The sequence below is a fragment of the Deltaproteobacteria bacterium genome, from assembly GCA_019309045.1.
Taxonomy (GTDB): domain Bacteria; phylum Desulfobacterota; class Syntrophobacteria; order BM002; family BM002; genus JAFDGZ01.
In genome coordinates, this window is record JAFDGZ010000031.1 from 15,717 (window position 1) to 33,474 (window position 17,758).

15 protein-coding genes are annotated in these 17,758 nt (G+C 54.6%); 8 read left to right on the plus strand and 7 right to left on the minus strand.

Going from position 1 to position 17,758, the window contains the following annotated elements:
• Position 1 precedes the first annotated feature (1 nt).
• From purE to JRI89_08435, 7 genes are all read left to right on the plus strand, one after another.
• On the plus strand, positions 2-553 hold the full coding sequence (gene purE / locus JRI89_08405; GenBank protein ID MBW2071262.1) for a 5-(carboxyamino)imidazole ribonucleotide mutase: 552 nt from the start codon (positions 2-4) through the stop codon (positions 551-553).
• Positions 537-1,196, plus strand: coding sequence for a threonylcarbamoyl-AMP synthase (locus JRI89_08410; GenBank protein ID MBW2071263.1), 660 nt, complete (start codon positions 537-539; stop codon positions 1,194-1,196). Before purE ends, JRI89_08410 begins: the two co-directional genes overlap by 17 nt.
• Positions 1,197-1,296: 100 nt before the next feature.
• Positions 1,297-4,914: a murein biosynthesis integral membrane protein MurJ gene (gene murJ / locus JRI89_08415; protein MBW2071264.1), complete on the plus strand. Its 3,618-nt coding sequence runs from the start codon at positions 1,297-1,299 to the stop codon at positions 4,912-4,914.
• Positions 4,915-5,027: 113 nt separating this feature from the next.
• Complete coding sequence (gene mraY, locus JRI89_08420) at positions 5,028-6,134, plus strand: phospho-N-acetylmuramoyl-pentapeptide-transferase (protein MBW2071265.1); 1,107 nt, start codon at positions 5,028-5,030, stop codon at positions 6,132-6,134.
• A gap of 368 nt (positions 6,135-6,502) precedes the next feature.
• Positions 6,503-7,924 carry a HAMP domain-containing protein gene (locus JRI89_08425; protein MBW2071266.1) on the plus strand — a complete coding sequence of 474 codons (1,422 nt, stop codon included), beginning with the start codon at positions 6,503-6,505 and terminating at the stop codon, positions 7,922-7,924.
• Positions 7,896-8,963, plus strand: coding sequence for a polysaccharide deacetylase family protein (locus tag JRI89_08430; protein ID MBW2071267.1), 1,068 nt, complete (start codon positions 7,896-7,898; stop codon positions 8,961-8,963). Before JRI89_08425 ends, JRI89_08430 begins: the two co-directional genes overlap by 29 nt.
• Positions 8,960-10,189, plus strand: coding sequence for a tetratricopeptide repeat protein (locus JRI89_08435; GenBank protein MBW2071268.1), 1,230 nt, complete (start codon positions 8,960-8,962; stop codon positions 10,187-10,189). The genes JRI89_08430 and JRI89_08435 overlap by 4 nt, the downstream gene beginning before the upstream one ends.
• A gap of 69 nt (positions 10,190-10,258) precedes the next feature.
• Here JRI89_08435 and JRI89_08440 read toward each other — a convergent pair whose 3' ends face one another.
• A complete protein-coding gene (locus JRI89_08440) occupies positions 10,259-11,152 on the minus strand; it encodes a GTP cyclohydrolase I FolE2 (GenBank protein ID MBW2071269.1) in 894 nt (297 codons plus the stop codon).
• Positions 11,153-11,171: 19 nt separating this feature from the next.
• The gene (locus JRI89_08445) at positions 11,172-11,933 is read right to left on the minus strand and encodes an AAA family ATPase (GenBank protein MBW2071270.1); all 762 of its coding nucleotides are present in this window, start codon (positions 11,931-11,933) and stop codon (positions 11,172-11,174) included.
• Positions 11,934-12,420: 487 nt separating this feature from the next.
• Between JRI89_08445 and JRI89_08450 the strand changes: the two genes are divergently transcribed.
• Positions 12,421-12,885 (plus strand): universal stress protein, encoded by a 465-nt coding sequence (locus JRI89_08450; protein ID MBW2071271.1) that lies wholly within the window; start codon positions 12,421-12,423, stop codon positions 12,883-12,885.
• Positions 12,886-12,936: 51 nt separating this feature from the next.
• On the opposite strand, the gene JRI89_08455 is transcribed toward JRI89_08450, so the two are convergent.
• The 5 genes from JRI89_08455 to JRI89_08475 all read right to left on the minus strand — a co-directional run.
• Positions 12,937-13,707 carry a succinate dehydrogenase/fumarate reductase iron-sulfur subunit gene (locus JRI89_08455; protein ID MBW2071272.1) on the minus strand — a complete coding sequence of 257 codons (771 nt, stop codon included), beginning with the start codon at positions 13,705-13,707 and terminating at the stop codon, positions 12,937-12,939.
• Positions 13,704-15,617, minus strand: coding sequence for a fumarate reductase/succinate dehydrogenase flavoprotein subunit (locus tag JRI89_08460; GenBank protein ID MBW2071273.1), 1,914 nt, complete (start codon positions 15,615-15,617; stop codon positions 13,704-13,706). The genes JRI89_08455 and JRI89_08460 overlap by 4 nt, the downstream gene beginning before the upstream one ends.
• 12 nt (positions 15,618-15,629) lie before the next feature.
• Complete coding sequence (locus JRI89_08465; GenBank protein ID MBW2071274.1) at positions 15,630-16,280, minus strand: succinate dehydrogenase cytochrome b subunit; 651 nt, start codon at positions 16,278-16,280, stop codon at positions 15,630-15,632.
• Between the two features lie 141 nt (positions 16,281-16,421).
• On the minus strand, positions 16,422-16,982 hold the full coding sequence (locus tag JRI89_08470) for a Fe-S-containing hydro-lyase (protein MBW2071275.1): 561 nt from the start codon (positions 16,980-16,982) through the stop codon (positions 16,422-16,424).
• A 20-nt stretch (positions 16,983-17,002) separates the two neighbouring features.
• Positions 17,003-17,758 (minus strand): fumarate hydratase (locus tag JRI89_08475; protein ID MBW2071276.1); only part of this gene is annotated, 756 nt, incomplete at its 5' end.

Here is a 17,758-nt window from a genome sequence, read left to right on the forward strand (position 1 = left end):
TATGAAAGCAATCACAGCTGTCGGCGACTATCCCAGCGTTGGCATTGTTATGGGAAGCGACTCCGATCTGCCGATAATGCAGGAAGCACTCGAAACACTGGTCTCTCTCGGAATTTCTGCCGAGATTACAGTTGCCTCGGCTCACCGTTCTCCAGCGCGAGCGAGCCAGTATGCCAGAGCCGCTCTAAAGCGGGGCCTCAAAGTGATTATCGCCGGTGCTGGCGGGGCTGCCCATCTTGCCGGAATCTTGGCAGCCGAGACTACTCTGCCAGTGATAGGAGTGCCCATTGGCTCTTCGCCACTGGGTGGATGGGATGCGCTGCTGGCCACGGTGCAGATGCCAGCCGGCATTCCAGTAGCCACCATGGCGGTGGGCAAGGCCGGTGCCCGCAATGCTGCCATTCTGGCGGCGCAGATTTTGGCAGTCGGCGACTCTGCCATCAGAGAAAGACTGCGGCACTACAAACAGGAGCTTGCCCGCAAGGTGGAAGAGAAGGCTGCCTCTTTGGAGGAACACCTCAGAGCTAAGCAAGAGAATGGTTCTCCTTCTTAAGTCTTCCCTGGATTCGTCCAGCCATAGTGTCAAAAAAGCTGCAGAGATCATACGTGGGGGAGGGGTAGTGGCCTTCCCCACGGAGACCGTTTATGGACTCGGCGCCCTTGCCAGCAATGCAGCTGCCGTAGAACGAATATACCGCCTCAAGAGGCGCAGCCGTGACAAACCCATCAGTATCTTGATCCCTGATCCTGCCCAACTTCAGCATTATGTAGCTGACATTCCTCCAGGTGCCCGACGGTTGATGGCCCGCTTTTGGCCTGGACCACTGACCCTCCTCTTTCCTGCTGTCCCGGAGGTGCCCTCCCTGCTCATGGGCGGCAGTGGCAAGATTGGCATACGGCTTTCATGTCATCCTGTTGCCAGTCTGCTGGTGAGGCAGATTGGCGCGGCTATTACCGCCACCAGTGCCAATCGCTCGGGGGCGCCCAGCTGCTGCAGCTGCGCAGAGGTAATCGAGCAGTTTGGCTCAGAGTTAGATGCGGTAGTCGACGGCGGCTTGACGCCCGGGAGCAAAGGCTCTACAATTGCCGATGTAACTACCCGTCCTCCCGAGATTTTGCGAGTTGGGGTGATTTCGGCTCGCGAGGTTCTCACCTGTTGGCAAGGTGGGGAACCGCAGGCTGAAGACTCCTCCTGAGAGGGTGCTCTATCTGCCCTGCTCAGCACACAGAGGGTGGCAATACTTCTACTCACAAAATAAGTGTACTGCAGCCGACTAAGCGATGCAGGCACCCCCAATGAGAAAACCCTTTTCGACAAAATTTTTTGAAATGGTGCGAGGGAACCTGATCTCGCGGGTTTTCGGCTTCCTGCGCGAGGTGGTGGTGGCCTTCTACTTCGGGGCCAGCCGGGCCACGGACGTTTTTGCTATAGCTTTCACCATTCCCACTCTTTTCCGGCGAATCCTTGGCGAGGACATGGTGGAGAAGGCCTTTCTGCCTTCCTTCCGGCAGCTAGTGGCGGCGGGTCACTTTCGACGGGCCTGGCTTCTGGCAAGACGGACATTTTTCCTGATGGTGGGCTGTCTCCTCCTTCTCATGGCTCTCTGCTACCTTTTTGCTCCCAATCTGGTAGGGGTGATTGGCGCTGGTCTGGATGTAGAGGGATTTGAACAGGCGAAGCAGATGACCTACTATGTGCTGCCATTCATGCTGGTGATAGGCTTGGCAGCGTTCACGGGGGGGCTGCTGCTCTTTCTGGATGCAACAGGGGTCTATGCCTTCGCCCCTGTGTTTCTCAGCGTTGGCGTCATCCTCGGCATTGTTGTCTTCAAGCCATTTATGGGGATGTACAGTATTGCCCTGGGTTTTGTGCTCGGCGCTCTCCTGCAGTTGTTTTTCCAGGTACCTTTTCTGGTCCGAGCAGCTCGCCGCAACTGTCTGCATATAGAGTCTGTGCTTCGACCTGAAGGGGAATCCCTGCCCGAGCTCCGGGAAGTGGGCCGACAATCGGGCTGGATTTTTCTGCAGTCTCTGGCCAGCAAGACAGTGGAAGTGGTTGATCGTCTGCTGGCCTCCTTTCTGGTTCCTGGCAGTGTGGCGGCTCTTTATTTTGCTCAGAGGCTGGTGCAGGTACCCAACGCGGTGCTCGGTCTCTCTGTAGGCAGAGCCGGCGTCACCGACCTGAATGATCAGGTACAAAAGGAAGACTGGCAAGGTTTTCGCTGCACCGTGGTCAAGGCAATTCGTTACAACATCAGCACCATGCTGCCAGTGACAGTCTTCATTGTTTCTCTTTCGGCGCCCATAACTGCCATCATTTTTCAGCGCGGTGCCTTTGGCAGCAGTTCTGTGCAGCTCACATCACTGGCATTTGCCTTGTACGGTTTGGGGCTTCTCGGCATGAGCATCTGGAGTCTCTATACCAGGATTTTCCCGGCACTGGCCAGAAATGAGATTCCCCTCTATACTTCACTGCTCTGTGCTTTGCTGAATGTGGCGCTGAGCCTGCTGCTGGTTCACACACCACTCAAACATGGGGGCCTGGCCCTGGCCTCCTCTATTGCCTTCACGGTCAATGCGCTGCTCCTCTTCTTGGCGCTCAATGGTGAACTGCGCAAGCGGGGTCAGAGGGCAGTGGGCTGGCAGGACCTGCGTGAGACGGTATTGTCAATTGCTCTGGCCAGCGCCATGGGCGGGTTGATCGCCTGGGGCGCCTATGGACAGCTGCACAGTACGGCAACCCTGGCCCGAATGCCCGTCCTGTTGTTTCACTGGGGAGAGGTCATTGCTCTGGGTGCAGCTCTTGGCGCCGGAGGCCTGGCTTTTCTCTGCTGTCTTGGCTACTGGGGTTCGTTTCATCATACAGGCGGTCTGCTGCCGGAGCGGGTCATCCTCACTGGCGGCGGCACTGGGGGGCATGTGAATCCGGCACTGGCCATAGCTGAAAGCATCAAAGAACAGAGTCCAGCGGCAGAATTTCTTTATGTGGGAGTTCAGGGGAGGGCTGAGTCAGTTATTGTTACCAGGGCCGGTTATCCCATTCGCTATGTGCGGGCCCTGCCTTTTCCTGGACTGCGACCTTCTTGGTCTCTTGTTCGCTTCGTGCTGGCACTGCTGCAGGGAGTTGTCCATTCTTTCTGGCTCATAGCAACGTTTCGGCCCAATCTCATCATTGGCACTGGCGGTTATGCCAGCGCGCCTCTCATTCTAGCCAATACTTTCATGCGTGCTGTTGGCATGAGCCGGGCTCGCGTCATTATCCACGAACAAAACAGCGTGCCCGGCAAACTGAACCATCTCATAGGCCGTCGGGCTGACCAGGTGCTGCTGACTTTCCCGCAGACCAAGCACTATTTCCCTAGAAACAGTGCGGTCGTCGGCTATCCAGTGCGGCGCTCTGTTACTGACAAGGCGGGTTCTGTGAACAAAGAGAAACTCCCCTTTGCCGTGCCTGCTGGCAGGCGGGTGGTCTTTGTGTTCGGCGGTTCCCAGGGTGCTCGGGCCATCAATAGGGCGGTGGTGGATGCCCTGGGGCACCTGGGCCAGCGCAAGCAGGAGATCTTCATCATCCATGGGGTGGGGCTCATGAATGGGCCCCAATATTATGCCTGGGAAGACACCAGCGAACGACTGCACCGCACCTACGATGAAGCACAGAGACAGGAAATTGCTTCCTATTACTATGCTCAGGACTATTTTCACAACATCGGCGATATTTATGCCATCAGTGATCTGGTGGTCTGCCGTGGCGGTGCGGGCAGTCTCAACGAAATATCAGCCATGGGAAAACCGGCCCTCATCATCCCCAAGGCCAATTTGCCTGGAGATCACCAGGTGATGAATGCCAGGGCCATGAGCAAGGCTGGGGCAGCAGAGATCATTTACGAAGATACAGTCATTGAGGAGGGTGCTCTGCTCGAGAGGGTGGACGGCAAGGAACTTGCTGCACGAATATTGTCCCTGTTGGACGCGCCTGAACGTCTCGAACGGATGGCCGCCTGTTCGCGCAACTTCATGAAACAGGACGCCCTGCAACGGATCATGTCAGAAATATACCATGGCAATCAGCAGGAGCAGCCCTCCGGTGAAGAGCCCACCGAGTGGGAGCCTCCTTTGCTGGGAAATGAGCAGCTGCTGGCCCGCCTGCAACAGGTAAGGCAGCAGCTGCCTGAGCGCTACCATCCCAAGATGGTGGTGCCTTCTCCGGACGACCTGGAATACTATCGCCATCGGGCTGCTTCTTTGCTGGCGGCTCCTCACTGGCAGGAGCGCAATCTTGGAGTCAAGCTCATCGGACTATTGAAGCATGCAGAAAAGCTACCCTCTCTCCTTTATTTGCTCACAGAACGAAAGCCTGTGAGCAGGTTGCAGCGACTCTTTGGCGGCGATTACCAGCAGGTGGGCTTTATTCGGCGCAATATCCTGACCGCTCTGCAAATGCTGGATGTTTGGGACAGTGAGATAGAGGCTCGGGTGTTGGAGTCCTTGGAAGACGGCTATTATGAAGTAAGAGCCCAGGCAGCTCGAACCATGGCACACTTTGCCGACAGACTCAACGACCGGAGGCTGGCTGAAGAGAAGTTGCTGGCGCTTCTTGCTGATCCTTCCTTTGAGGTAGTTCTAGAGGCTGCCCTGGCCTTGGGAAAAGTGGCGGATGACGAACAGGTGGCGGAGCAGTTGCTGGAGCTGCAAGAGCATCACTACTGGCAGGTTCGCAATGCAGCCCTCAGATCGGTTGCCGCCCTGGTGGAAAGAGGCGTCATCAGGGACCGGGCCCGCATACAATGGCGTGTGGAGAGTTTCATCTTGACAATGACCGATTTCAGGCCTCACTTTGCAATCAAGGAGACCTATCGTCGGCTGATCAGCCTTTGCAGGGATAATAGCACTGAGAATGATGCAGATGCCGGTTAGCATCACTGTGAGCAGGCTATTGAGTGTATGTGCTGCAAGACTCTTAGAGAACACTCTTTGTTGATACGCCAGCAGGCATGGCCTGCACACGGAGACAGCCCTGGAGGAAGCCAATGATATACCATCTTGGTCGCTGGCTGCAGAGCCAGTTCGAATGGCTTGGTTTTTTTCGGCTGGTCAACTATTTGAGCTTTCGCTCGGTGATGGCGGCGCTCACGGCTGTGCTGATCGTCTTTATCCTGAGCCCCAGGTTTATCCGAGCCATGCACCGGCGGCATTTTCTGGATCACATTCGGGAGACGGGCATCTCCTCGGCCTTTGACAAGGCTGGCACCCCCACCATGGGAGGGGTGCTCCTGGTGGTGGCCGTGGCCGTCTCTGTAATGCTGTGGTGCAACCTGACCAATTCGTTCTTGCTCCTCTGTATGGGGGCAATGCTCTGGTTCGGTGGCATCGGCTTCTGGGACGACTGGTTGAAAAGTAAACATGGCAGCGGCCAGAAGGGACTCGGTGAAATAACCAAGCTGCTTCTGCAGACGGCCTTTGCCCTGCTGTTCATTCTTTTCTTTCTAGGGCCTTACTCGCCTGTGGGCCAAGATGTGGCGAGCAAACTTTACGCTCCCTTCGTCAAGAGACCGTTGTTGGATGTGGGAATCATCTATGGCGTATTCCTGCTTATTTTCATGCTCCTGGTGGCCAACGCCGTGAACATAACCGACGGTTTGGATGGCCTGGCCATCACTCCTTCCATTTTTGTGGTCGCAGTGCTCGGGGTGTTTGCCTATGTGATGGGCAACAAGATCTACTCGGCATACCTCCAGTATCCCTATCTGCGGGGCGCGGGGGAATTGACTGTATTTGCCTCGGCATTCATTGGTGCCGGTCTCGGTTTCCTCTGGTACAATGCTTATCCGGCCCAGATTTTTATGGGGGATACAGGCTCCCTTGCCATAGGAGGTGTGGTGGCGGTGATCAGTGTTCTTCTAAAGCAGGAGCTGCTTTTCCCATTGCTGGGTGGGCTGTTTCTTGTGGAGGCCCTCACCTCACAGATCCAGGACAAGATAGGTGTTCGCTGGCTGGGCCGGAGAATATTTTACAGGGCCCCGCTGCATCACGGCCTGCAACACCGGGGTTTTGCAGAAACCAAGGTGGTCATCCGTCTGTGGATTGTTTCTGGCATCCTGGCACTAATTGCTCTCGCCACTTTGAAACTGCGTTAACTAGACATCCTCTTTGCAAAAATCCTCAGCCAATCACCAGCAGCAAACAGCGAGACTGGTTGCCGTATGGGTCTATGCTCACAGGAGTGTAGCGCGGCAGGCACTGGTCTTTGCGGCCAGCTAACCGCGTGGCTTTTACAGCCCTGGTTTGCAAGGCGGCGACGCAGCAGAGGCTCCCGGGAAAGGCCAGGACTTGTCCTGGCGTCGAGTTATGTGAGGGGCAGTCATTTTGGAATGAAACATGCATTCATCCCCGAGTTGATGGATGGCTATTCCCACAATTGTGTGGTTTGAAACACCTTAGAGCGAGCGCCGAGCAACCGGTTTTTCTTCTCCTGTACTGAATTCTCTGCTGGTGGAGAAGTAGGGTGCTGCTGAGGACGACCGTGGTCCGTAAGCTGCGCATACCAATATTCATCAAGTTTACCTCCCTGGCGACCCTGGGAATCCTGGTGATAATTTCTACTATCAGTATGAGCGTACTCAGTCGGCAGCGGCAGCAGTATACCAGGCAGTTGATCAAGTTCGGCGCCACCATGGCGCGCTATGTGGCTACCAACAGTCCGGAGGACTTGCTGGAAGGAGTTGAGCTATCCCTCTACCAGCTGGTCAGCAGGATCGCCAAGAACGAAGAAGTGGTTTTTGCTCTGATCTGTAACAACAAAGGGATAGTGCAGGCCCACAGTGACATCAGCTTGGTGGGAAGCCGCTATCTCGCCCCTGCCATGCTGCAGCCGGTGAAAACTGACGGCAATCTCGAGGTGCACAGCTATCATAAAGGAGATGAAACCCTGCTGCTCTTTTCGGTGCCAGTCATGTACCAGAAGGTTGAGGTGGGGGAAGTTTATCTGGCACTGACTACCAGGTACATTGAAGACAGTATTTCCAATGCCAAGGTCTTTATTTTTATCCTCACCCTGGCCATAACTATCACGGGAATTGCCATGAGCATGATTCTCAGCCTCTACTTTTCCCGGCCGATCCAGCGGCTGGTGAAGGGGGTGGAGGAGATTGGCAAGGGGAACCTTACTTATCGGGTAAATCTTGCCCGCAATGATGAACTCGGTGATCTTGCCGAAGCCTTCAACCGCATGGCAGAGGACCTGCGGTTGAAAGAACGCATTCAGACCTCATTTGGTCGCTATGTGACTCCAGAGATCGTCGAGCGGATTCTTGCCAGTCCTGATGACGAGTGGCTGAAGGGTGCCCGCCTGGAGACCACAGTGGTTTTTGTGGACATTCGCGGTTTTACTTCTCTAGCCGAGCGAACAGAACCCGAGATGATTGTTGAACTGCTGAATTCCTATTTCACTCTGGTGACAGATGTCATCATCAAGCATGGCGGCTATCTGGACAAATTTGTCGGTGACTCGGTAATGGGGGTGTTCGGGGCGCTCGCTGTTGATCCACTGCACCCCGAACGGGCGGTGCAGGCTGCAGTGGAGGTGCGGCAAAGTCTTGTTGCCCTGAATCAGAAACACGGCAGGGAAGCCGATCCCATCCACGTTGGCATCGGTATAAATACAGGCGAAGTGGTTGCCGGCAATCTGGGATCGAACAAGCGCATGGAATACACCGTGATCGGCGACAATGTCAATGTGGCCTCACGGCTTACCGATCTGGCAGGATTGGATGAGATTCTCATCAGTGAGCAAACTTATCTCAGGGTTAAAGACAATCCGGGGTTTGCTCTGCGAGAACGTGGCAATGTGGAAATCAAAGGTAGGCAGGAGCCAGTAAAGGTCTATGAGGTACTGGATTATGTGGAACAGGCTGTGGCGGAGCAGTAACTCCGCCGTAAGACCCGTGATAGTGGCAGCAGCAGTCTTTGTTATGCTGCTTTGCCCACCGCTTCGAGGAGAAGGATCTGCCTTTTGTCTCTGGCCTTCCACGCCTCTGTCAGCGGAAGAGGCCCAACAGCTGCCCACATTTCAGTCAGAGAAGACCGTGGTCTATGTGGTGAAACAGGGTGATAGCCTGCCAGAGCTGGCCCAACGGTTCTACGGAGATCCACAAAAGGGCTGGCTCATTAACCAGGCGAATGACGGAGTGGAGCTGCTTCCCGGACAGGTTCTGGTTATACCGCTGGAGCCAAGCAATCTAGGAGGACTCCAGCAGGAGGGCTATCAGCTGGTGCCCGTGCTGACTTACCATCACTTCAGCAGGCAGTGCAAAACGGCACTCTGCATGCCTATTGACAAATTTAGCGATCAGATGGCTTTCTTGAAGCGGCAGGGCTATCATACGGTGAGCATGAAGCAGGTGCTGAGGTTTCTCTCTTATGAAGAGCCGCTGCCGCCGAAGGCCATAGCCATAACCATCGACGACGGTTACAGCTCTGTCTACGATCTTGCCTATCCGGTGCTGCAACGCCTTGGCTTCAAGGCCACTCTGTTTATCTACACCGATTTCATCAATAGCAGTTCTAACGCTCTGAGCTGGAACCAGCTGAAGGAGCTAGCAGAAGCAGGTTTTGAAATTGAATCGCATACTCTCAGTCATGCAGATCTGACGCGCAAAAAGCCAGGGGAGAGTGACGCCGGCTACCTGGCCAGGGTGAGGCGGGAGCTGGTGGAATCTCGTCGGCTCATCAAAAAAAAGGTGGGCCAGGAAGCAGTATGGCTTGCCTATCCATATGGTCGATTCAATGATCTGGTGATCACCATGGCCAAACAGGCGGGCTATCGTGGTGGCGTTTCAGTAATGCGCGGTACGAATCCTTTTTTTGCGGATCCGTTCAAAGTAAAAAGATATCAGGTCTTTAATTCGGTCTCGAAGCAGTCGCTTCTTACCATGTTGAAGACGTTTGCCCGGGAAAATCTTCAATGAAAGGTCGGCTGTTTATCTGTTTGCTCTGGCTCTGTTTTTGCGGCAGCATCATCAGCGGCTGTGCTGCGTGGCAAAACAGCTTTTGGGACACGCCTTTGCAGAGGAAAAGGACAGCGGAGGCTCGCCTGCAGCAAGTGCTGCTTGAGCGGGCTTTGCAGTATGAACAGCAGGGTGAACCAGTGAAGGCCCTGCAGACGTATGATGCTGCCCTGGCAGTTCTACAGGCCAACAAGGCCGAACTGCAGGCCTCGCTACGGCAGCGTGCTGAAGAGCACTATCTGAAAGGTCGAGCCCTCTGGGAACAGGGAAAGTATCAGCAGGGTCGTCATGAGCTCTTGCTTGCCTTGCGGTTGCGGCCCGACTATCCAGAAGTGCTCGCCTTGCTGCAGCCCAAGGAGAGGTTCCGTTCGTGGCGCTACGTGATACATCGGGTCAAAGAAGGAGAATATCTCACCGCCATTGCCAAACGATACTACGGCGACCAGACAAAATTCGACATTATTGCCCGGTTCAATAACCTTGAAGATGCCACTACAATACATGCAGGCATGAAGTTGAAAATTCCTGTCATAGAAGGAGTGAAGTTCCTCCCTGAAAAAACTGCCTCTAGCAGGACTGCCGCAAAAAGAAGTGGTGGCAAGCTATCTCTGCAGAAGTCTGCCAGCAGTGGCGCCAAGGAGAGGGCCCTCAGTGAGGCAGCTGTCAGGCAGAGACTCCCCATGCAAACGGCAGCGCTTGCCGCCACTGAAAGCGAGGCCGCTGCCGGGGAAATCTATGATCCCGTCAACAGTTATGAAGAACATGGCATCAGCCTTTTTGAGGACGGGCGCTACCTGGCAGCACTGGTTGAGTTTCAGAAGGTGCTCAACAGTTACCCGGAAAGAAAAAAGAGTCGGCAATACATGGGGCGCGCCCATTATAGGCTGGGCCTTGCTCTCCTGGAAAAAGGCGACTACTTGGAAGCCCGCAGTCATTTCAAAAGGGCGCTCACCTTCGACCAGCAATGCACCCTTTGCCGCAGATATCTGCAGAAGTGTGAAGCTACTTACAAGAGCATACACTATCGCAAGGGAATTCAATACTTTGAAGCAGAAGACCTGGAAAAGGCCATACACGAGTGGCAGCTCGTCAAGCAACTTGATCCTCATTACAAGCAGGTGCAGAGTTACCTGAACAGAGCAGCAACTTTGCTAGAGAAAATCCGCAAACTCAAGAGAGATTCCTAAGCCGGATGTTTCTGGGGGCAGCCTGGCTACTGGTTGTGGAGAGCAAACATGAGGCTGGGCTTGCTTTGGTCATTCTTCTGGCGGCAGATGTTGCTTGCCACCGAGAGGTTTGTCTCCGGTGAGAGGCTCTTTGCGGTTCTCAATGAGTGCATAAGCACTGTGATTGTGTATGGACTCGAAGTTTTCCGAGTCCACGGAGTACCAGGTAATATTGCTGTCCTTTTCAAGTCTGGCTGCAATGTCGCGCACCACGTCTTCCACAAATTTCGGATTCAGATGAGCCTTTTCAGTTACATACTTTTCATCAGGTCGCTTGAGCACCGAGTAAACATCGCATGAGGCCTCGGACTCCACCAATTGAATCAGTTCTTCCAGCCAGACAAAGCGTTTGAATCTAATGGCAACCCTGACAATACCTCTCTGGTTGTGAGCTCCAAAGCTGCTGATTTCCTTGGAGCAGGGGCACACAGTGGTGATCGGCACATTTACTTGCACTATGAGATCGTAGCCATACTGGTCGCTCAGAGAGCCAGTCAGGTGGACGCCATATTCCATCAAGCCAGAGGACCCGGACACTGGTGACAGCTTCTCGATGAAGTAGGGGAAACTGATCTGCAGGTGGGCAGATTCTGCCTGCAGGCGCTCCTTCATGGCCTCCAGAATAGTAGCATAATTGCGAATATGGATCTCCCCGTGATACTCGTTGAGAATCTCTATGAAGCGACTCATGTGAGTGCCCTTGAATTCTTTGGGCAGGTTGACATACATGTTGATGCTGGCAACAGTTTGCTGACGGCCATGACTTCTGTCCAACACCGTAACAGGATAGCGGATGTTCTTTACTCCCACTTTGTCGATGTTGAGGTTGCGGTGATCCCGGAAATTCTGGATATCGATTAGAGTTTCTGTGCCCGCCCAACGATCACGGACGAGTTCATGCGGTTTGTAGCCCAACTTTACCATTGCTCTACTAGCTCTCGAATTATGAAGTCAGACTTTTTGCTATTTCTTCGAGGACCCTCCTGGTGGTCCCCGTCACATCCGCGGCAAATTCACCGCGGAGATCGGCTTCGATTATTCTTTCGTCATAAGGGATAAAGCCCAGGAAGGCAAAGCCTGCCAGCGCTTCGAGCAAGAACTCACGGTCGTGATTGCCGCGCACCTTGTTGCCTACAAAGGCGAGATTATTCAAACCAATATCAGCCGCTAGAGTCTTTATCTTGCGGGCCACATCGATGCTGCGGCGGCCAGGCTCCACCACTATAATCAGTCTGTCTACGGCCTGGGCCGTACCTCTGCCCAGGTGTTCAATGCCGGCAGCCATGTCCATAATAACTATTTCGCCGCGGGCAAGAATAAGATGGGCTACAAGACTCTTGAGCAAGGCATTTTCTGGACAAACACAGCCGGTTCCTCCCTGGGTGACACCGCCCATGACCATGAGACGAATGTTGCCGTGTGACAGGGCAATCTTTTCAGGGAGGTCGTCCACTTTGGGATTCAGTTTGAAAAAACCTCCTATGGTGCCCGGCTGGACCCCTGTTCTCTCCGCTATGAGGGATTTCATTTCTGTTATGGGTGGCAGAGATTCAGCTCCAGGGATGCCGAGAGCCACTCCCAGATTGGCTGCCGGATCTGCATCTATGGCAAGCACCCGGTTTCCCTGGTCGGCAAACCGGGTGCACAAAAAGGCCGTCAGAGTAGTCTTGCCAACACCACCCTTGCCGCTTACGGCGACTTTCATAACTGTCCCTTCGAGCTGCCGGTCGATATCCGGGAAAGGCTACTCCGCAACATATTGCACCAAGGCACGATCATCAGTATGGGGAGATGTACCTCTGAAAGAGCCTCTCACGTCTATAATATAAAAATATATCAGCTGGCAACAGTGAAAGCAAATGAAAACCATTGGCCGGCTGTCAAAGCCATGGAGGGTTGTCTACATGCTTCGTTTTTTGCTGCTGCAAGCACGAGCGTGCCAACCACTACCACTACCGTTTACCGCCGCTGTTGTTGCCTGTTGTGATGCAAAAGCTGCTGAGGGCGGCCTTGCCATTGCAGGCCATATGCCTGTTTAGCAAGCAGCTGTCCAGATTATTTGCGAAGAGTCGCCGTATTTGAGTTAAAATATATATAAAGACGAAGAGAGTGCTTTAGAAAGCAATCTCTGCTGTGGCTCCATTTGGCATCACTCCTAGAGGGATGTTTGCAGCCGGAAAGGAGGGAGATATATGGTTGACATCAAGAAAATCTTGTATCCTCTTGATTTCTCCGAGTGTTCGTATGCGGTTCTCCCCTGGGTTCTTGCCCTGGTAGAGAAATTCCAGGCCGAAGTCTATCTTCTTTACGTGGCTCGCGACTTGCGCTACTTTGCGGGCTTCCATGTGCCGCACACCTCCATTACCGGCTTTGTCAAAGAAGTGGGGGAGGCAGCTGAAAAGATGTTAGATGAGGTCTGTGAAGAGCACCTGCATGGCTGCCCCATATTCCAGCGTCAGGTAGTGGTGGGAGAACCTGGCGAGGAGATCGTCAGGGCGGTGGACAGGGAGAAAGTAGACCTGGTGATCATGGGAACTCATGGCCGCAAAGGAATCGACCGCACCCTGTTTGGCAGTGTTGCCGAGTATGTGGTGAAGAACTCCTCGGTTCCGGTGCTCACCATAAACCCCTTCAAGAAAGCAAAGCAGACATCATAGGTGCTGTCTCTTGTTGCAGCCCAGGTTGGTGTACCGCGGGATTACTGGGGGTTAAAGCTTGACTTTGGAGACAAAGGCGGCTTTGAGGAACTCTCGGTTCATGCGCGCAATGTTGGTTATCTTGATTCCCTTGGGGCACTCCACCTCGCAGTCGCGATGATTGGTGCAGTTGCCGAAGCCGAGTTCATCCATTGCTGCCACCATGGCAAGGGCGCGCTTGGCTGCCTCTGGCCGCCCCTGGGGCAGCAAGGCCAGATGGGAAATCTTGGCGCCGACAAAAAGCATGGGTGAGGCATTGGGGCAGGCAGCCACGCAGGCGCCGCAACCGATGCAGGCGGCAGCATCAAAGGCGAGCTCGGCATTTTCCTTGGCCACCGGTATGGTGTTGGCTTCCGGGGCCTGGCCTGTGTTGACAGATACGTAGCCGCCAGCCTGGATTATTTTGTCCAGACCGCTGCGATCCACGGCCAAATCTTTGATTACCGGAAAGGCTCGAGCCCGGAAGGGTTCGATGACGATGGTGTCACCATTGCGGAAATGACGCATGTGGAGCTGACACAGGGTGGTTTCCTTCTCGGGACCATGGGGCCTGCCGTTTACCACGGCACCGCACATACCGCAAATGCCTTCCCGGCAATCATGGTCAAAGGCAATGGGATCTTTTCCTTCCAGGGTGAGGTGTTCATTGACGATATCGAGCATTTCCAGAAAGGAGGCGTCAGTGGGAATACGGTCTGCCTGGTAGGTCTCGAACTGTCCTTTGGCATCAGGGCCAGGCTGTCGCCACACCTTCAGGGTGAGATTGATGGTCGTACTGCTCACTTGTAGCTCCTCTGTGCCAGTTCCACGTTTTCAAACTCCAGCGGTTCTTTGTGCAAGACAGGTTCCTTGCCTTCGCCGGCAAACTCCCAGACCGCCACATGGCGCATGTTGTCGTCATCCCGCTTTGCTTCATGCTCTTCTGTCTGGTATGCCTCGTTAAAATGGCAGCCACACGATTCTCGACGCGCCAGGGCGTCTAACACCATCAGTTCAGCGAACTCGAGGAAGTCTGCCACCCGAATTGCCCGACTCAGGGAATCGTTGAATTCAGCTGCAGAGCCAGGGACATAAGCATTTTCCCAGAATTCCTGACGTAAATCTCTAACCAGCTCTCTGGCCCTGGCGAGCCCTTCGTTATTTCTGGACATACCACAGTAGTCCCACATAATGTGGCCAAGTTCACGGTGAAAACTGTCTACTGTACGGGTACCTTTCATGGACAGCAGGCGATCGAGGTAAGCAGCTGCTTCCTTTTCTGCATCCTTGAATGCCTGATGGCTGGTAGTTATCTCCTCTATGGGGGTGCCGGCCAGGTAGCCGCCAATGGTATACGGAATAATGAAGTAGCCGTCAGCCAACCCCTGCATAAGGGCGCTGGCACCCAGACGATTGGCACCGTGGTCCGAAAAATTTGCCTCCCCCAGCACGAAGAGGCCGGGGATGGTGCTCATCAGATTATAGTCCACCCACAAACCTCCCATGGTATAGTGGGAGGCGGGATAAATCATCATGGGCGTCTTGTATGGATCCTCGGCAACAATCTTTTCATACATCTGAAACAGGTTGCCATATTTTTCCTCAATTGCGGCAACACCCATTCTGGCAATTGCATCTCGAAAATCCAGATACACGGCCCGACCTGTCGGCCCTACCCCCCTGCCTTCGTCACACTCCCTTTTGGCAGCCCGCGACGCCACATCCCGCGGCACCAGGTTGCCGAAGCTGGGATACATCCTTTCCAGGAAGTAGTCTCGTTCCGAGTCGGGGATGTCTTTGGGCGGACGCCTGTCACCAGGGTTCTTGGGAACCCAGACCCTGCCGTCATTGCGCAGACTCTCGCTCATCAGGGTGAGTTTGGACTGGTAGTCGCCGTGAACCGGGATGCAGGTAGGATGGATCTGGATAAAACAGGGGTTGGCAAAGCCGGCGCCCTTCTTGTACGCTTGCCAGCAGCAGCTTACATTGGATGACATCCCGTTAGTGGAAAGGAAGAATACGTTGCCGTAGCCGCCGGTTGCCAGCACCACGGCATGCGCCAGATGGCTTTCGATTTCACCGGTGTTCAAATTGCGCACCACTATGCCGCGGGCCTTGCCGTCCACTATCACCAGATCCAGCATTTCCCGCCGGGGAAACATTTCTACCTGGCCAAGGGCAATCTGGCGCATCATTGCCTGGTAGGCGCCCAGCAGCAATTGCTGGCCGGTCTGTCCCTTGGCATAGAAAGTACGCGCCACCTGAGCTCCGCCGAAGGAGCGATTGTCCAGAAGCCCTCCGTACTCCCGGGCAAAAGGAATGCCCTGGGCCACGCAGTGGTCGATGATGAGGTTGCTGACTTCGGCCAAACGATACACATTGGCTTCCCTGGCCCGGAAATCACCGCCCTTGATGGTGTCGTAAAACAGCCGCCAGATACTGTCTCCGTCATTGGGATAATTCTTGGCAGCATTGATGCCCCCCTGTGCCGCAATGCTATGAGCCCGGCGTGGCGTATCTTGAATGCAAAAGGTCTTTACATAATAGCCGAGCTCTGCCAACGAGGCTGAAGCAGAGCCCCCAGCCAGGCCCGTGCCCACCACGATGATCTGGAATTTTCTCTTGTTGGCAGGGTTCACCAGTTTGAGTTCGAAACGGTGTCTCTCCCATTTACTTTCGAGAGGACCGCCTGGAGCTTTTGCATCCAGTTTCATGGTAAGACCTCCTCACTTCATAAAGGAGATGGCAAGTGGGAGCGTGCCAAAACCCAGGGCCACAATGACGGCAAAGACAATGCTGGCCTTCTCGATGAACGGCATATACTTGGGATGACTGGCGCCCACAGTCTGAAAGGCGCTCCACAGGCCGTGCCTCACATGCAAGGCCACAATCACCATGGCGATGGTGTAGAAGATGATGTAGCCAGGGTGGGAAAATACCTGGGTCAGCACATCAAAAATTGTCCTGCTGCTGCGATCGACGAAAAATCTCGATACAGTGCTCAGGTGAATAATGACAAAGAGTAGAATCAGGATCCCGGTATAGGGCATGGTCCGGGAAGACAGGGTACGTCCACCGCTGCCGGTCTTGTCCATAGCATACTTGAGCGGGCGTGCTTTGCGGTTTTCCAGAAAGAGCACCACAGCAATGATGATGTGGACCAGGGCGCACAGTACCAGCCCCACCTCCATGACCACCAGGAGAGGCCCCAGGGCATGTACGTGCTCAGAGTAGGAATTGAACGAGGCAGCTCCCAGGTAAATAGAAAGATTACCCACGAGATGTGCTGCCAGAAAAAGCAGAAACAGCATGCCGGTTATGGCCATCAACTGTTTCTTGCCCACCGAAGTGCTCAGGGTGCGAACTAACCAATTCATCCTCGTCCCCCGGGAGAAAATGTCCTGCTGTTTGTCTCTATTGACTGTACTTCTCGACCAGACGGTTGCCTCAGGCGCCTGTGATGTTTGCTGCTGCTTTTCGGCTGCCGCTAATTGCATCATTCAGCGCTGATGCCACTGTCAGTCCACGGTGGCGTACTGTCTTACTCCCTGTTCGTAGAGATCATTGCCTCGCACATCATTTACTACAATTACAGGAAAGTCCTCAACTTGCAGTCTGCGAATTGCTTCTGGTCCAAGGTCCTCATAGGCAATAATCTCCGCTTTCTTGATTGCCTGGGCCATCAAAGCGCCGGCTCCGCCGATGGCTGCCCAATAGACAGCCTGGTAGCGAACCATGGCATCTCTTACAGCCTGGCTCCTGCCGCCCTTGCCTATCATGCCTTTAAGACCCTGTTGGAGCAGTTTCGGGGCGTAATCGTCCATGCGATAACTCGTGGTAGGACCCGCCGCTCCTACTGCCATGCCGGGGCGAGCCGGCGACGGTCCCACATAGTAAATGATCTGGCCGCGAATATCAAAGGGGAGTTTTTCTCCCGCCTCGAGCAAAGCAAGCAACCGCTTGTGAGCTGCGTCTCTGCCAGTGTAGATTACGCCGCTGAGCAGCACCCGGTCGCCGATTTGCAGCGGCTCCAGATCCGCGCTGGTCAAAGGAGTGGTAAGTCTTACTGGTTCAGTCATCTTGAAACTGTCTCACTTGCCTAAAGGCATATTTCTTTGTGCCGCGCTGCATGGCACTGTATATTCACTGCCACCGGCAGGCTGGCAATGTGGCACGGCATCATTTTCACGTGTACTGCCAGAGAGGTGATGCGTCCACCCAGACCCTGCGGCCCAATGCCAAGGGAGTTTATTTCGGCCAGGAGCTCCTGCTCCAGGGCAGCCAGCTCCTTGTTGCTGGCCGGAGAGCCCACTGGACGGAGCAGCGCTTTTTTTGCCAGCAGGGCCGCCATCTCGAAAGTGCCGCCGATACCCACCCCCACAATAGTGGGCGGGCAGGGGTTGGGCCCTGACTCTTTTACTCTCTGGACCACATATTTCTTGACGCCGTCCCGGCCGGCAGCTGGAGTGAGCATGGTTACCCGGCTCATGTTCTCACTGCCCCCTCCTTTGGGAGCAACGATCAGGCGCAAATGCTCGCCCGGCACAAGAGCTAGGTGGATTACTGCCGGGGTGTTGTCACCAGTGTTGGCGCGAGTAAAAGGATGGCAGATGCTCTTGCGCAGATAACCCTCATGGTAGCCCTGGCGTACTCCCTCTGTGATGGCCTCTTGCAGGTCTCCACCCACAAGGTGCACTTCCTGTCCCAGTTCCACGAAGACCACCGCAAATCCAGTGTCCTGGCAGATGGGTATCTGTTTGTCGCGGGCTATGGCGGCGTTCAGGAGAAGCTTCTCCAGGATGTCTTTCCCCGTGGGGGATACTTCCTCTGCCAATGCCTTTTCGAGGGCCTGTTC

What these genes read in the sequence shown, in the direction of transcription:
- purE (MBW2071262.1), top strand. Translation starts at nt 2, where the DNA reads ATGAAAGCAATCACAGCTGTCGGCGACTATCCCAGCGTTGGCATTGTT.
- JRI89_08410 (MBW2071263.1), top strand. Translation starts at nt 537, where the DNA reads ATGGTTCTCCTTCTTAAGTCTTCCCTGGATTCGTCCAGCCATAGTGTC.
- murJ (MBW2071264.1), top strand. Translation starts at nt 1,297, where the DNA reads ATGAGAAAACCCTTTTCGACAAAATTTTTTGAAATGGTGCGAGGGAAC.
- mraY (MBW2071265.1), top strand. Translation starts at nt 5,028, where the DNA reads ATGATATACCATCTTGGTCGCTGGCTGCAGAGCCAGTTCGAATGGCTT.
- JRI89_08430 (MBW2071267.1), top strand. Translation starts at nt 7,896, where the DNA reads ATGTGGAACAGGCTGTGGCGGAGCAGTAACTCCGCCGTAAGACCCGTG.
- JRI89_08435 (MBW2071268.1), top strand. Translation starts at nt 8,960, where the DNA reads ATGAAAGGTCGGCTGTTTATCTGTTTGCTCTGGCTCTGTTTTTGCGGC.
- JRI89_08440 (MBW2071269.1), bottom strand. Translation starts at nt 11,152, where the DNA reads ATGGTAAAGTTGGGCTACAAACCGCATGAACTCGTCCGTGATCGTTGG.
- JRI89_08445 (MBW2071270.1), bottom strand. Translation starts at nt 11,933, where the DNA reads ATGAAAGTCGCCGTAAGCGGCAAGGGTGGTGTTGGCAAGACTACTCTG.
- JRI89_08450 (MBW2071271.1), top strand. Translation starts at nt 12,421, where the DNA reads ATGGTTGACATCAAGAAAATCTTGTATCCTCTTGATTTCTCCGAGTGT.
- JRI89_08460 (MBW2071273.1), bottom strand. Translation starts at nt 15,617, where the DNA reads ATGAAACTGGATGCAAAAGCTCCAGGCGGTCCTCTCGAAAGTAAATGG.
- JRI89_08465 (MBW2071274.1), bottom strand. Translation starts at nt 16,280, where the DNA reads ATGAATTGGTTAGTTCGCACCCTGAGCACTTCGGTGGGCAAGAAACAG.
- JRI89_08470 (MBW2071275.1), bottom strand. Translation starts at nt 16,982, where the DNA reads ATGACTGAACCAGTAAGACTTACCACTCCTTTGACCAGCGCGGATCTG.